15 protein-coding genes are annotated in these 15,405 nt (G+C 39.5%); 13 read left to right on the top strand and 2 right to left on the bottom strand.

Translation table 11 applies throughout. The annotated features are described in order from the left end of the window. The first annotated feature begins 58 nt into the window (after positions 1 to 58). Positions 59 to 1,345, top strand: coding sequence for a tRNA(Ile2) 2-agmatinylcytidine synthetase TiaS (gene tiaS, locus K1720_RS09065; protein WP_251950687.1), 1,287 nt, complete (start codon positions 59 to 61; stop codon positions 1,343 to 1,345). A gap of 1 nt (position 1,346) precedes the next feature. On the opposite strand, the gene purB is transcribed toward tiaS, so the two are convergent. After that, the gene (gene purB, locus K1720_RS09070) at positions 1,347 to 2,702 is read right to left on the bottom strand and encodes an adenylosuccinate lyase (protein WP_251948784.1); all 1,356 of its coding nucleotides are present in this window, start codon (positions 2,700 to 2,702) and stop codon (positions 1,347 to 1,349) included. A 185-nt stretch (positions 2,703 to 2,887) separates the two neighbouring features. On the opposite strand from purB, the gene albA reads away from it, so the two are divergent. The 9 genes from albA (at position 2,888) to K1720_RS09115 (ending at position 10,830) form a co-directional block, all read left to right on the top strand. Then, positions 2,888 to 3,163 carry a DNA-binding protein Alba gene (gene albA, locus K1720_RS09075; RefSeq protein WP_048160373.1) on the top strand — a complete coding sequence of 92 codons (276 nt, stop codon included), beginning with the start codon at positions 2,888 to 2,890 and terminating at the stop codon, positions 3,161 to 3,163. Between the two features lie 113 nt (positions 3,164 to 3,276). Beyond that, the gene (locus K1720_RS09080) at positions 3,277 to 3,876 is read left to right on the top strand and encodes an ArsR/SmtB family transcription factor (RefSeq protein WP_251948786.1); all 600 of its coding nucleotides are present in this window, start codon (positions 3,277 to 3,279) and stop codon (positions 3,874 to 3,876) included. A gap of 57 nt (positions 3,877 to 3,933) precedes the next feature. Then, complete coding sequence (locus K1720_RS09085) at positions 3,934 to 4,467, top strand: CBS domain-containing protein (RefSeq protein WP_055281675.1); 534 nt, start codon at positions 3,934 to 3,936, stop codon at positions 4,465 to 4,467. Positions 4,468 to 4,564: 97 nt separating this feature from the next. Next, entirely contained in the window at positions 4,565 to 5,164 is a 600-nt protein-coding gene (gene psmB, locus K1720_RS09090) for an archaeal proteasome endopeptidase complex subunit beta (RefSeq protein WP_251948788.1), read from the top strand. 28 nt (positions 5,165 to 5,192) lie between these two features. Next, on the top strand, positions 5,193 to 6,284 hold the full coding sequence (locus K1720_RS09095; RefSeq protein ID WP_251948789.1) for an eCIS core domain-containing protein: 1,092 nt from the start codon (positions 5,193 to 5,195) through the stop codon (positions 6,282 to 6,284). A 167-nt stretch (positions 6,285 to 6,451) separates the two neighbouring features. Beyond that, on the top strand, positions 6,452 to 7,795 hold the full coding sequence (locus tag K1720_RS09100; RefSeq protein ID WP_055281669.1) for a cyclic 2,3-diphosphoglycerate synthase: 1,344 nt from the start codon (positions 6,452 to 6,454) through the stop codon (positions 7,793 to 7,795). 55 nt (positions 7,796 to 7,850) lie between these two features. Beyond that, positions 7,851 to 8,354 (top strand): magnesium-dependent phosphatase-1, encoded by a 504-nt coding sequence (locus tag K1720_RS09105; protein ID WP_251948791.1) that lies wholly within the window; start codon positions 7,851 to 7,853, stop codon positions 8,352 to 8,354. A 138-nt stretch (positions 8,355 to 8,492) separates the two neighbouring features. Next, positions 8,493 to 9,722 carry an MFS transporter gene (locus tag K1720_RS09110; RefSeq protein ID WP_251948793.1) on the top strand — a complete coding sequence of 410 codons (1,230 nt, stop codon included), beginning with the start codon at positions 8,493 to 8,495 and terminating at the stop codon, positions 9,720 to 9,722. 259 nt (positions 9,723 to 9,981) lie between these two features. Beyond that, positions 9,982 to 10,830, top strand: a complete 849-nt coding sequence (locus K1720_RS09115) for a DUF6544 family protein (protein ID WP_251948794.1) — start codon at positions 9,982 to 9,984, stop codon at positions 10,828 to 10,830. 8 nt (positions 10,831 to 10,838) lie between these two features. On the opposite strand, the gene K1720_RS09120 is transcribed toward K1720_RS09115, so the two are convergent. After that, the gene (locus K1720_RS09120) at positions 10,839 to 11,699 is read right to left on the bottom strand and encodes a GH12 family glycosyl hydrolase domain-containing protein (RefSeq protein ID WP_251948796.1); all 861 of its coding nucleotides are present in this window, start codon (positions 11,697 to 11,699) and stop codon (positions 10,839 to 10,841) included. A gap of 556 nt (positions 11,700 to 12,255) precedes the next feature. Here K1720_RS09120 and K1720_RS09125 point away from each other — a divergent pair. The 3 genes from K1720_RS09125 (at position 12,256) to K1720_RS09135 (ending at position 15,249) form a co-directional block, all read left to right on the top strand. Continuing rightward, complete coding sequence (locus tag K1720_RS09125) at positions 12,256 to 12,834, top strand: GNAT family N-acetyltransferase (RefSeq protein WP_251948798.1); 579 nt, start codon at positions 12,256 to 12,258, stop codon at positions 12,832 to 12,834. Between the two features lie 211 nt (positions 12,835 to 13,045). After that, positions 13,046 to 14,362 carry an SDR family NAD(P)-dependent oxidoreductase gene (locus K1720_RS09130; protein WP_251948799.1) on the top strand — a complete coding sequence of 439 codons (1,317 nt, stop codon included), beginning with the start codon at positions 13,046 to 13,048 and terminating at the stop codon, positions 14,360 to 14,362. A gap of 92 nt (positions 14,363 to 14,454) precedes the next feature. After that, a complete protein-coding gene (locus tag K1720_RS09135; RefSeq protein WP_251948801.1) occupies positions 14,455 to 15,249 on the top strand; it encodes a GrpB family protein in 795 nt (264 codons plus the stop codon). Positions 15,250 to 15,405: the final 156 nt, after the last annotated feature.

A 15,405-nucleotide genomic window follows, 5' to 3' on the forward strand; every position in this document is an offset into this window, starting at 1 on the left:
GCCCTATGCTTTAAAACCTGAAAGTCTCACCTTTCAAGGTGAGAAGGAGGTCAAGATGGTGAAACTCCACATAGGTATCGACGATACAGACTCTCCAGAGGGCATGTGCACCACATATTTAGGAGCTTTATTATATAGAGAAATTTCCAAGATAGCGGAGCCTTTAGACCTACCAAAATTGATCCGACTAAATCCCAATGTGCCCTATAAAACCCGTGGGAACGGGGCTGTTGCGATGAGTTTTGATGCCAAGGAAGAAGATATACCTAAAATAAAAAATCTCGTGTTGGAAATAGTAAAAGAACTTTCAGATTTTTCTCATCAGAACACTAATCCAGGTGTCGTTTTTATTGAAGGCGACGTTCCTAAAAAGCTAGAAAGGTTTGCATATCAGGCTATTTGGGAACATCTAGATATAACAGAAGCTGAAAATATTGCAGAAGAGCTAAATGCTGAAGTTCATAAATTCAGGTTAGGACGAGGAATAATAGGAGCATTAGCAGCCATCGGCCATCCACTCAAAGTCTTTACTTATGAACTCCTTGCTTATCGGACAAGAGAGTTTTGGGGAACTGTCAGAAAAGTCAGTAAAGAAAGTGTCTTTGCAGTAGATTATCTTACGTATCCGTTTACCTATGACAATGTTGACTTATCCAAGGGCAGTGTCTTAATAACCCCCCATGGTAAAGATCCCGTGTTAGTTGGAATTAGAGGAATAGATAAAAACAAAGTTATGTGGGCCTTTGAAAATATTATTTTTGAAGAACCCATTGATTTCTTCCAGATTTACAAAACTAACCAAAACACAGATGACCATCTGAGATTCAAAAAAATTGGGGAGTTAAAACCCTTAGAGAGTGCTATAGTGAGAGGAAAAGTGATAAAAAAATACTGGGAAAAAGGACGTCATGTCTTTTTTGAGATATGCGATGAGAGTGGAACCCTGAGAGTAGCAGCGTTTGAACCCACAAAAGGGTTTAGAAAATATGTAAGAATGCTCATTGAGGGAGATGAAATAATCGCTGCTGGTGGAGTAAAAGAATTCAATGGTGTGTTAACCCTCAACCTCGAAAAGTTTTACCCTATAAAGCTAGCTGAAAAAATAACATATGAAAAACCAAAATGTCCAAAATGTAAAGGCACTATGAAGAGTAAAGGAAAGTATCTAAAGTGCAAAAAGTGCGGATACAAAATGAAAAAAGTCTTGATCCCCAAAAGAATTTCACGAGAACTTAAAAGAAAGATCTATGAAGTACCTCCAGATGCTCGAAAGCACCTCTCTCGACCATTGGTCCTCCCAACAGCAGAGGACAAGATCTTAGACGTATTAAAATTAAAAAAGTAGTTTAAGACTCTTCAGTTTTCTCTTTTTCTTCTATGTAAGCTATGACATTGTCAACTATCTGAGGGGCCATTCCAATATAGTTTTCAGGCTTTAATGATGCCAAGTCATCATCTGTTAAATATTCTCTTGCTTCTTTGCTTTCAGACAACACTTCTAATAGATCCCTATTTTCCTTAAAAGCCTTCATTGCAAGCCTTCTTACGAGTTCATGAGCCTCCTGTCTCCCCATACCTTTCTCAGTAAGCTTTAACATTAATGGTTCAGCCATTATTAAGTTCTTTGTGAGGTAAAGGTTCTTCTTTATGTTTTCTGGGAAGAATTGCAAGCCCAAAAGCACTTTCTTCGTGTTTTTAAGCATCTCGTCTAAGAGCACAAATGTCTCTGGAAGTATTACCCGTTCAACAGAAGAATTTGTAAGATCCCGCTCATGCCACAGAGGATTATTCAAAAGTGCTGGAATAATGTTTGAATAGATAACTCTCGCGAGCCCACTAATTTTCTCACTTCTTATTGGGTTCCTCTTATGAGGCATTGTGGAGGAACCTACTTGTTTCTTTCCAAATGGCTCACTAATCTCTAAAATCTCAGTTCTCTGAAGATTTCTTATCTCAAGAGCAATTTTATCAAGAGTAGACGCTATAATAGCCAAGATACTCATAAGTTCTACATACACATCTCTCTGGATTATTTGATTGCTTATTAGAGCAGATTTGAGACCAAGATCCTTCATCACTAATTCCTGGATTTTTAAGCCCATTTTACCAAATGAAGCCATTGTCCCAACAGCACCACTTATTTGTCCAACCAAAATTCTCTTTTTTGCTTCTTCAATTCTCTCTATATGTCTCTGTATTTCATCAAGCCATATTGCAAATTTCATTCCATATGTCGTTGGAACCGCATGCTGGCCGTGAGTTCTTCCTATGCACACAGTATACTTATGCTCTTTCGCAAGACTCTTCAAAATTGCCCTCAACTCCTTTAAATCCTTTAGGACAATCTCCAAAGACTCTTTAATTAGGAGAGCATTTGCAGTATCTATTATGTCATTGGAAGTGGCCCCAAGATGCACGTATTTCCCATGTTCTCCACAGACTTCGCTCAGAGCTTTAACTACAGCCATTATATCGTGATGTATCTCCTCCTCAATCTCCTGAACCCTTTCAACCTTCACCCACTTGGTATTGGCCCTTTCGCCGATTATCTTTGCACTTTCTTCAGGAATATTACCTAGTTGGGCATGAGCTCTAGCTAAAGCAGCCTCAACATCGAGAAGTTTTTGTAGTTTATTTTCTTCCTCCCAGATACGTTTCATTTCTTCACTACCATACCTATAATCGATTGGATGAATAGCCATATTATCACCAATTTCTTGTTATAATCTAGCTTAAAAAAATTTTCTAATCGACACAAAAATGTTAAAACCAAAAGCCAACTTTTTGGGTTTTTAGAGAGTATTTGGAAACTTTGCTATTTAACCGAAAAGTATTTAACTATATATCCAAAGTTTGCTATTGACAAAACTTTCGGAGGGTGTCAAAAATGGCAGAGGAACATGTTGTCTTCATAGGAAAGAAGCCTGTTATGAACTATGTGTTAGCTGTAATAACCCAGTTCAACGAGGGCGCTAAAGAAGTTAGCGTTAGAGCAAGAGGTAGGGCTATCAGCAGAGCTGTTGACGTTGCAGAGATCGTCAGAAACAGGTTCCTTCCAGAGGTTAGAGTTAAGGAGATAAAGATAGGCACAGAGGAACTTCCAACAGCTGATGGAAGAACTGCAAACACATCAACAATTGAGATCATCCTCGAAAAGCCATGAGTTTAGCTTTTCTTTCCTTTTCATAACTTTACTAAATTTTTAACTTCAATCACTTTTGAAGTGAAAACAAAGATTTTAATACCTACATTACCAAATTTTCTGTGGTGTAGTGAGTGGAATTTGAGACAATTGACATCAGAGATGAAAAGGCACGAGAACTCGCCCAAATTCTAGCTAATGATACTGCTCTTTCAATTCTCACTTTACTCCAAGAAAAAACACTTTCAATGTCCGAAATAGCAAAAGAGCTCAATATTCCGATTTCTACAGTTTCTTATCACTTAGATAAAATGGTGAGAGTTAGTCTTGTTGAAATAGCTGGGAAAAAGTATGGAAAAAGATTACAAGAGGTAAAACTGTATAGGGCCTCATCAAAACCCATTTTGCTTCTCCCAAGGAGGATACCAACTAAAAAACGATTTTTAAGAGTTTTTGAGAAGATGCAGATTATAAGTTTAAGCATAGCTGGATTATTGGCTTCTAGTGTTTATATAATATCCAATAAACTTCTTGCAGAAAAACCCCAACCAAGTATTGAAAACATGACATACGCAGTTGAAAAAGCTCCTACTCCCACAGGCCTTGAAACTATCAACAAAACTGTCATGCCCACATTGGTCAAAACCTCACCAATGCCTTATATTTTAGCAGTTTTGGTTTTCGTAGTAAGCTTTTTCCTAGTTTTTCGATACTTATTGAGCAAAAGAATCTAAGCCCAAAACATTTTTAAGTCTCCTAGCGTAGTTCAACATGAATCAGGAGGGATCACAATGATGCCAAAAATTACTGTGGAGCAGATAGTTAAAAGGAAAGCAATTGTTGTTAAACCAGTTGAAACTGTCGAACGAGTAGCAAAAATTCTCGCAAAAAACAAAGTCAGTAGTGCAGTTGTTATGGAAAAAGACGAAATCATAGGCATCGTTACTGATAGAGACATACTTAATAAGGTAGTTGCCAAGGGAAAAGACCCCAAAGAAGTCAAAGTAAGCGACATTATGACAAAAACTCCCATAACAATAGAGTATGATTATGACATCCAGGATGCAATTGAACTAATGATGGAGAAAAGCGTTAGAAGACTTCTTGTAACAAAATTGGGAATGCCAATGGGATTTGTAACAGCAGCAGATCTACTTGCAGCTTTAAATGCATACAATCAAGAGGAAGAAGAGTCCGAAGAAGAAGCTGGAGAAGTCTATGGAATATGTGAAGTATGTGGCCAATACGCTCAGCTACACAGAGTCGTTCGCGAGGGTTATGAACGCTGGGTCTGCGAGAGCTGCAAAGACATGCTTGAGGGTTGAAAACTCCTTCGCTTATTTTTAAATCTACTTTAACTTAGTGTATACTCCCAAAGGTTTAAAACTTTTCTAAGAAATACACATCTAGAGGTGAGAAGATATGGAAAAGAAAACCGGGACAACAACGGTTGGAATTAAACTAAAGGATGGAGTAGTGTTAGCTGCAGATACTCAGGCTTCTCTTGATCACATGGTAGAAACTCTTAATATAAAGAAAATCCTCCCTATAACCGACAAAATCGCCATAACAACCGCAGGGAGTGTAGGAGATTTACAAGCCTTAGCCAGAATGCTTGAAGCTGAAGCAAGATACTACCAGTTTACATGGGGAAAACCAATGACAGCCAAAGCCATGGCGAATCTTCTCAGCAACATACTTAACGAAAGCAAATGGTTCCCATATCTGGTTCAAATCATAATTGGCGGTTACGTAGAAGAACCAACCTTGGCTAACTTAGACCCCTTAGGAGGTCTAATCTTCGATAATTATACCGCAACAGGATCTGGAAGCCCATTTGCCATAGCAATCCTCGAAGATGGATACAAGGAAAATATAAGTCTTAAGAAGGCTCGTGAACTTGCAATAAGAGCTGTTAGAACAGCAGGTAAAAGAGATGTATATACTGGTGAAAGGAAAATACAGGTGGTTACAATAACAAAAGAAGGCATGAAAGAAGAATTTGTAGAATTTAAAGAGTGATCTTTTCATTCTTTCTTTGGTGAATTAAATGAAAAACAAGCAAGTTGTTGGGATTTTTATAATACTCCTTTTCCTTGCCGCTTTCTTATATCATAACTATTCTTATCCAGGTGACGAAGCACAAAAAGTTCTTAAAATTGCCCTTAACATCTCTAGGGAAGTTGAGGAAATCAGAGAACTTCCTTTTAAAGGAGATCCAGAAATAAAAGTTCTCACTCAAGAGGAGGCTCTTAAAAAATGGGGTCCAAGCAAAAGAGACTATGAGAATATAAAAAAATGGGAACTTATTTATAAAATGACTCTATTAGTGCCTCCAGAATATAATTTAACAAAAACTCGAACTAAAGAAACGGCCTCTTGGATAGCCGTAACTTCGGGCGACAAGGTTTATATCATTTCAGAGAATTTCTTCAGAACAGGAGACACTTCCCAAAGGGTTTTGGCACATGAATTTACTCATGTTCTTCAGAAACAATACTTTAATCCAGAGTATCCCGAAACACTAGATGGGAGTTTAGCTGTCAAGGCTTTAGTAGAAGGAGATGCAGATCTAACCGCAGACATATATTGCAAAATGCATGGTATTAAAATAGAAAAAATAACATCCTTTTATTTAGCAGATCCTCCACTAAATTTTGGCTACTTCCCCTATGTTTTTGGAGATCATTTTGTTGAGTATCTTTATTCCGTAGGTGGATGGAACCTTATTAACAATGCTTACTCAAATCCCCCTCAAACAACTCAGCAAATAATGCATCCCGAGCTCTATTTAAATAAAACTCTCCCCAGAAAACTAGATATCGACATCGATGAAAGTTACAAAATATTCCATGCAGATAGGCTAGGGGAATTTTACTTTTATCTCATTATGATAACAAATGGTGTAAATCCAGACAGCGCTTTGACAATTACACGTGCTTGGAATGGAGATCTTATTATCCTAGCAGAAAATTCCACCCATTATGTACTTATCTGGAAGAGTTCTTGGAAAAATGAAGAGAGCGCAAATGAGATATACAAATTACTCTTAGAGAAAGCTAGAAAAACAGAAGTTCTAAAGGTTCAAATTACGCTGGATGGGCATATACTTACACTGAGAAGTGTACTCCCAAAACAGTGAATAAGTTTTATGTCTAATTTAGTACTAGTAGTGCCGAAATTTCTTTTTGATCCCTAAAGCTAGAATGAAGATTTTTGGACGAAGAGTTTCATTAGGCAACAAAAATAGTTATAAATGCCAATATCTAAACATCACCTGTCTAAGCTGAATATTTTGAGGTGATAAAAATGGCCGAAAAGAAAAGAAAAAGAGTAGTTATTCTCGGAGCAGCTGGAAGAGATTTCCATAATTTCAACACGTTTTTCAGGGACAATCCCGAATACGAGGTAGTTGCATTTACTGCAACCCAAATTCCCGATATTGAAGGAAGAGTTTATCCCCCTGAACTTGCTGGAGAACTTTATCCCAATGGAATTCCAATATGGAGTGAAGATGACTTAGAAAAAATTATCAAGGAGCATGATATAGATATTGTAGTATTTGCTTATTCTGATGTTTCACATGAGCATGTGATGCACCTTGCGAGCAGGGCTCACTCAGCAGGAGCCGATTTCTGGCTTTTGGGTCCAAAGAGCACCATGATAAAGAGCACCAAACCTGTTGTGGCCGTAACAGCCGTAAGAACTGGATGTGGGAAGAGCCAAACCTCAAGGAAAGTTGCCCAATTACTTCAAGAGATGGGCTACAAAGTAGTTGCTATAAGACACCCAATGCCCTATGGTGACTTGAGAAAGCAGATCGTTCAGAGATTTGCATCATATGAAGACCTCGATAAACACGAATGTACCATCGAAGAGAGAGAAGAATATGAACCCTACATCGATAGAGGAATGGTTGTCTATGCTGGTGTAGACTACGAGAAGATCCTCCGTGAAGCCGAAAAAGAAGCTGACATAATCCTTTGGGATGGCGGAAACAATGACTTCCCATTCTATGTTCCAGATCTCTGGATAGTTGTAACTGATCCACATAGGCCTGGACATGAGCTCAAGTACCATCCAGGCGAAACCAACTTCAGAGCTGCCGATGTTATAATAATCAACAAGATTGACACTGCCAATAGAGATGACATCCAAAAAGTTCGCGAAAGCATCGAAAAAGTCAACCCCAATGCTATCGTCATTGATGGTGCTTCACCCCTCTATGTGGATAAACCCGAGCTCATTAAGGGTAAGCGTGTTCTTGTTGTTGAAGATGGACCAACACTTACCCACGGTGGAATGAGATACGGTGCTGGTTACATTGCAGCTAAGAAGTTCGGAGCAAAAGAAATAATTGATCCAAGGCCATATGCAGTCGGTTCAATTGTCGACACATACAAGAAGTACAACCACCTAGACGTCATTCTTCCAGCCATGGGTTATGGCGCCAAGCAAATCAAAGAACTTGAAGAAACCATTAACAGAGCCGATGCTGACGTAGTTGTAATAGGAACTCCAATTGATCTCAGACGCGTTATGAAACTCAATAAACCAGCTGTCAGAGTTAGGTATGAGCTCGAAGAAATCGGAGAACCAAAGCTCAGGGACATCCTCAAAGAATTTGTCGAAAAGCACGTTAAGAAGGAGTGAACTCTTCTTTTCTTTTATATCTTGTTTTTGATAATAATTTGTTTTTGGTGGTATCATGAAGAAGCTTTTGGTTCTTGATTTAGACGGAACACTTTGGGAACAAAAAGATGTACAACAAATGGTTCTTAAATTTGAAATCCTGCGATTTAGAGATCCTCAATTTAAGGTTGAAGGGAATCTGCTCATAGATGTTTATGGAAGAGAGGTTAGGCTTTTTGAGGGAGCTAGGGAGTTTCTTGAATGGGCAAAGGAAAGATTTATCTTAAGCATAGCAAGCTGGAACGTAGAAGAAATAGTACGACCAATTTTAGAAGCATTTGGAATTTGGGAGTATTTTCTCTTCCCAAAAATAGAGAATCATCCTGATAAAGCGGATATGATTAGGAGAACAGTCGAACAGCTTGAAAGTCTGGGCTATGAGATTAGAGAGGTCGTTTATGTTGATGATAATGGTTCTTATGCAGAAGTAAAGAAAAAGGTTCCAAATATAGAATTCATCCATATGTGGTCCGATGTTAAGAACTTTGAAGAGCTGAAGAAATTCCTTGGGAAAAACTGACATCCTCCCCGCCCCAAAGAACGAGGTCTTCGAGAGGCAAACAAGCTTTTGCACCATAGCTTTTTTGATTAAATGGTCACTACTGATCACAAACATAATTGCAATTGAGCATTCTTACTGTAATTTGGTGATAACATAATGCTCAATAAAAACTTCTGGCTCTATGCTATCGGCAGGTGGATATCCCAAGTTGGATGGGTAATTCAGGACATTGCAGTTCCCCTTTATGTCCTAGACAAAACTGGTAGCGGAGCTATAATGAGCATTTTTATAATAGCTGAACTGCTTCCAAGACTCTTAGTGAATCCAGTAGCTGGTGTAATTGGTGATCGTTATAACCGAAAAAAGCTAATGGTGTGGCTTGACATAGCTAGAGGTGTCCTCCTTTTCGGAGTTATCCTCTTCAACCTACTCTATATCCAGAGTTTGCTTGCAATTCAAGTCATCATGAGTATTATGGGTGCATTTTTCTCAGCAGGGATCTCTGGAATGTTCCCCGACCTTGTAAAAAGAGAAGAACTTGCTCAGGCTAATTCCACACTTCAGAGCGGTGGTCAGATAATAAGAATCGCTGGGCCTATATTGGGAGGAATAATTTACGCATTTGGTGGGCTTAGGCTTGCAATCCTAATAAACGCAATAAGTTTCTTTGGTTCCGGCCTCTTTGAGATGTTAATAGAGTATCAGTGGGGAAGCCGTAAGATTTCAAGTCTCGGCGAAGTATGGGAAGATATGCTCGAAGGTTTTAAATTTATAAAAAATTCAAAAAGTTTACTCATTCTTGTTAGCCTTGGGATAGTCCTAAACACCCTGTTAAATCCGATTTTTGTGGTTATCCTCCCGTACATGTCACGAGTCATTTTAGGGTTTTCCTCTGTTCAATTCGGGAGTATTCAAACCGCCGCCACAATTGGAGCCTTGGCCGGGAACCTCCTCATAGCAGGGAAGCTCAAAGAATCCTCTGAGAATCTGCTATTCAAAGCCCTTTTTGCCCAACTTATATGTCTGCTTCTGCTTTCAGTGGTTGTACATCCTTTAGTCAGACTTGTAGCTTATCCAGCACTCCTCGGGATTTTTATGATAGGTGGATTCTTCAACATTCTGGTTAATGTCCCACTCTTCACTAAGCTTCAAAAGGGCGTCCCTAATGAAGTTCGCGCCAGATTCTTCTCTGCCTTTGAGACTGCAATAATGGCTACAACTCCACTTGGAATGGCAGTTATTGGGCCTCTCTTAGATATCGTTGATATTTCAGCCCTTGTGGCTACCCTAGTTACCCTCAGCCTCCTTGCGTCAATATATTACTACCTTAACTTTAGAGAAAGTGTCATGAACATTGGTGTAGAAACCAGGGGAATGATTGGATAATCCATAGGCATAGCTGTTGCTTTTTAAATTCTTCTATATTCTCTTCAATCTTTTTTGGCATTCTTTAGCTATAGCATCTCACCCTCTTTTGTTAGCTTCATAGTAGTGATTAACCCAAAACTCCTAGCTTAGAAAATTTAACAATAATAAAACTCTCCTACTTCTTCTTTGGGTACCCAAAAGTATATAATGCTTGTAGGTAACAAAGATTGTCACCACAAATTAAGGTGACGAATGTTCCGAAATGAGGTAAAACAAAATGATAAAAAGCGTATTAATTGTATTAGGAATAATCGTTATTCTGTTAGTCTCAACCGCTGTTCTTGGTGGTGTTGCATTCACCAAAAGGACAAGAAATGACGCAAAAGAGCTTTTTAAAGAGAGTGATATGACAAAACCCAAAGTCATTACCGAGGAAGATGTACAAGATCTGCCTGAGCCGGTTCAAAGGTATTTAAGATATACCCAGATTATAGGCACGGAAGAAATCAACACCGTTAGGTTAAAACAAGACGGGTATTTCCGTATGAAAGAAGATCAAAAGTGGATGCCACTAACAGCAGAGCAGTATTTTAGGGTAGATTCCGCTGAGTTCATCTGGATAGCAAAAGTGAGAGCTGCTCCACTGCTATCAATACATGCGAAGGACGAATTTGTTGAGGGTAGGGGCAATCTGGTGGTAAAACTATTGGGATTGATTACGGTTGTAGATGCAAAAGGAAATGCGGTTGATCACGGAGAGCTTTTGAGATTTCTTGCTGAGTGCATCTGGTTTCCTTCAGCATTTTTAAACGACTACATCACATGGGAATCTATAGATAACACCTCAGCAAAAGCTACGATAACCTACAACGGAGTTTCAGCCTCTGCGGTCTTCCATTTTAACGAAAAGGGTGAAGTAACGAGAATCACTGCAAAGCGGTACATGGAGGTTAATGGGGAGTTCGTTTTAGAGGACTGGGAGGGACAGATTGTGGAATATAAAATGTTCAACGGCGTTATTGTCCCAAGCAAGGTCAACATAATATGGAAGCTGAAAACAGGGGACTTTTGCTATGACCAAATTGAGATTGTGGACATCGAATACAACGGTTTATCAATATATTAATGCTGATTTCACCTTCCATCATTGATCTCAAATTTGGATATCTGCCACCCAAAGTTAGCGCTCCTGCTATGAGGACCTCCAAACTCTGTTCCAACTTCCCAATCTTCCAGATAGAGTTCGTCAAATTTCTCAACTCTACAAAGATTTTCTTCAAAAACTTCTTTAGCAGTGGATAAAAGAGGTGTAACATCAAGCCTTATCTCCCCACTTTTAATGGGCTCTTTTAAACGGAAGGTTATCAAGTCCCAGGGCAGGGCATTACAGTAGAGCCATACCTCCCATTCTACTTCCCTCAGGGTACTGTTTACAACTATTTTGGTTTTTGTGATGTCAATCTTGCTCCCTGCTGGTCTAATGAGTGAATTCGAGTAGAGCCACACCATTAACTCTACATCGCCCTCTTTAATCTCTTTGGCTTTTTCCTCCGCGGTTATCCATGTCTCCATAGCCAAGTTTATGGGTAGGTCTCTCTCGTGCCAGAGGGAATAGTTCAATGTTACCTCAAAACTTTCAAGCTCCTTTATCTTTATGGGGAGATCTCCCTGAGTTTTGTGGCCAGTCCAAGGTTTATAACCATATATAACTTCTGGATAGCCTTGAACGTAGCGGTGAGGTTCTTTCATCACAACGCCACTCAGATTTGCATAAAACATTATCGTGTTGTTGCTTCTATAATAAGCTAGCTCAGCGCTTCCATTGAACTCCTTTATGTTCCAAAAATTGAACTCCATGATGAGTTCGATCCCATTGTAGTTTATCTTTCTATTTGAGCCGGGCTCGGTTAGGGCAACATCTCCTTTATTCCCCAAACAACCAAATATTAAAAATGCAAAAATAACTAAACCAACGGTGATAAGTTTTGTTTTCATAATACTCTCCTTGATTTTTAGGTTCTGTTTAATCCAGTATTTAACTCTTTATATTTAACTCTTGCAACTTGGATGTGCATTCGGTTGGCTCTAGGGAATACTCTATATGAAAAGCCGCAGCATTTTTCCGGCAGTGGTTCTTCACCATTTCACCGATTTTCTTCTAGGGTTGATGTAACATCGCCTTTTTGAAGAAAGCATTTTGGAAGCCTTTGGGGCCCTATAACACTAAAGAGATGTCAAAAGATTCAAAATTGCTCAGTTTTGACCATTAGAATATTGTAATTTGAGCACTTTAAGAAATAGTGGGGTGATGTAAAGTGTTTGACTTTGAGAGTTTGAGATTTTGGACGAGAGTGAGCAAAGAGGAAAGCAAAGTTGTGAAAGAATGGGCAGTTAAAGATGCATGGGGATTCAGGAACATGATGTAAGGAAGTGTCAGCAGATGATGAAACAGAAAAAAGTGAAAAGAGGAAAAATTAAGCCAGAGACTCTCTTTCTCTGGCATGCCTTGAATTTAAAGAGATGAAAGGGACTACTTAGGTGGTTATGAACAATGGAACGACCAAAAATTATGGAAGGGGAGAAGGTTTCATTGGCTGTTATTTTGAAAGAAGACAAAGATAAATGGTTTTTATTGGCAAATGACAGAGATATACAAATCTTCCTTAATGATGGAGCGAGAATATACCCAAGAGAAAAATTTGATGAGATCTATGAGATGTCTAAAAAGAACAAACAGAAAATGGTGGATTTTGCAATAGTAAGCAACATTAGTGGTGAGCTTGTTGGGTTTATAGGTCTACAGGGAATTAACTGGGTTTCAAGGCATGCTATGGTCTGGTATGCTATAGTTAAAGAGCATTGGGGGAACGGGTATGCAAGTGAAGCTTTGAGTCTATTATGCAAGTTTGCTTTCGAAAACATGAATCTCAACAAGATTTGGACAAGAGTGTATGAGCCAAACAAAGCTTCCCAGAGGGTTTTGGAGAAAAATGGCTTCAAGTTTGTCGGCCGCTTAAGGAAGCATGTTTATTTGCCTGAGTTTGGTTATGTGGATGAGCTACATTATGACCTGCTGAGGGAGGACAATAAAGGAGGAATGGGATTCTCGTTTAGCGGGTACTGGCTATGAGTTTGGAAGGTTTCAATGAACGCGAGGATTGGCTATAAATGAGGTTCTCTTTTACCTTGGGAGATCTTCTTCGTTATTGAGAAGGGGCCTCTTGAGGAGGGAGAGCTAAAAAAGCGAAAGAGTGGACACAAAAGGTTTGGCAAAATACAATATTGAGAGCTTAAAGAAGAAGTAATAATCGAAGCGTGGTTGTGAAAGGTGATTGGGATAAGTGTCGACGTTTGGAGGATTTAAGATGGGATATGAAAAATTGAAAAGTATGGACCTATCCAGAGACGAATTCTCTGGAAAAGTTGCACTCATTACGGGTGCAGGACGCGGTATTGGTAAAGAGCTTGCAAAAGTTTTGGCATGGCTTGGTGCAAAGGTTATTATTGCCGAGATTTCCGAATCAGGCGCTGAAGTTGAAGAAGAGATTCACTCTAAGGGAGGCACAGCTTTTTATTTCCAAACTGATGTCTCTGATAAGAAGAGCATTAGGAAACTTGCAGAGAGAATCCTCAAAGAGTTCGGCAAAGTGGATATACTGGTCAACAACGCCACTATAGTGAAGACTGGTTCAATATTAGACACATCTCATGAAGATTGGGACGAGTCCTGGAAAGTCAATGTTCAAGCAGCTGTTCTTTTAGTAAAGGCCTTTCTGCCAAGTATGGTAAAAAGAAAGGATGGAGTTATTGTCATGATGACATCAGAAGAGGGAATGCCTTACGTAGCACCATATTCGGCTTCTAAAGCTGCATTAAACTCATTTGGGCTCTCTTTAGCGACAGAACTGGGTGAGGACTCGGGTGTGTCGGTCTTCATCTTTGCGCCCGGAATGGTTGACACTCCGGGAATAAGAAATGCTGCTCAAGAGTTAGCTCCGCTCTATGGCATGGCATATGATGAGTTCATAAATCAAAGTGTGAATCCAGGATATAATGGGCTCATGCCAGCTGAAGACTGTGCAGCAGGACTTGCCTACTGCATTGCTTATGCAAAGGACTATCATGGGCAGATGGCGGACCCATTCGGGCCGCTTGCTAAGGCAGGGCTCCTAATTTTCCCCACACAAGCTGAGGGCAAACATACCAACAATATTCTCCATAGAGATGAGGCTGTGAGTGAAAAAACGGCATTTGAACTCGTTGAAGAACTAAAAAAGATCATGGAAGACGTTGAAAGAGAGACTAACGAACTCAACAGGTTCGCGAGGATGTGGGTTAGAAGAATATTCAGACAGAGAACCGGAATGAGCATCAAAGAGTGGTTAGGTGCTGTTGAAGAGCTCATCTCCGGACTTCAGGAGTTGGAGACGGCAATAAGAGCAAATAACGACACAAAAGCTGAACAGATACGTGCAAAGCTCCCGTGGATGATAACTTACCTGGAAAAACTGGCAGACAACTTCAAACAGAATATGAAAGACGTAGAGGGTTTCATCAAAGATCCCGAAGCCCTCGCCAAAGCTCTAGAGACTCTGGCTTATAGAGAAAACGTTACACGTTCGCTAATTGTCATGCTTAGGGAGGAAATGGAAGCATGATGACAGATGCAGAGTTTAAATAACAGTTCTTGCAGAAAAGAGAAAGTTTAAAGTGAGTTAAACAGACATTAAAAACCTAAGGAGGTATCATTATGGAAAAAGTTATTGGAGTATGTGGATGTATATGTAGCGATTGTGGAATGTATAGAAAAAACTGTGGAGGGTGTCATGCCATAAAAGGCAGGCCATGCTGGCTGCATGAAGTGGGGCTTAAGATTTGTGATTTCTATGAGTGCTGTGTGATCGATAAAGGGCTGGAGCACTGCGGACAGTGCGAAGAAATCCCATGCGACAGGTTCTGGATGAACAAAGCCCCCACATTGACGGAAGAAGAACACAGGAGAATCGTGGAGGAGAGGGTTGGTTTGCTTAAGAGAGTATTGCCCTATAACAGTGAAGCACCCGCAATCTTTAAAGAGATAAGACAGTTCATTCGCAATACAATTTCATATCAGATTGAGGTTGAACATATAGGTAGCACAGCAGTCCCCGGTCTAGGGGGAAAGGGCATCATTGACGTATTGATTATAACCAAGAAGGAGCATATGTGGAAAGTGGTTGAAATATTAGAATCCAAAGGATATAAATATAATCCTCAAGGTGGAACCCCTCCCGAAAGGCTTTTCGTTTCAGGACAATACAGACATTGTGGGAAAGAACTCCACATACACATCCATATAACATTTTTTGGAAGCAAAGAACACAGAGATAAGTTGTTCTTCCGTGATTATCTTAGGAAACATCCGGAAGAAGCTAAGAGGTATTATGAGCTCAAAAAACAATGGAGCAAAGAAGCAGGATTAGATGATTCTAAATATGCTCGGCTTAAAACACCATACATAAATAGAATCCTGTCTCTCCAGTCATCTAAAGCAAACGAGTTATAGACATGATAAACCTAAAACATAATAACAATGAACATTACAAAAACAAGTGCATGGTTTTAATAAAGGGAGGACATGAATTATGTATTCTAACCAAAAACTGCAAAAGATATTTGAAATCCAAAAAATAATGGATTTAACATCGACGGCTGGCGCTTA

The organism is Thermococcus argininiproducens (assembly GCF_023746595.1).
Classification (GTDB): Archaea; Methanobacteriota_B; Thermococci; order Thermococcales; family Thermococcaceae; genus Thermococcus_A; species Thermococcus_A argininiproducens.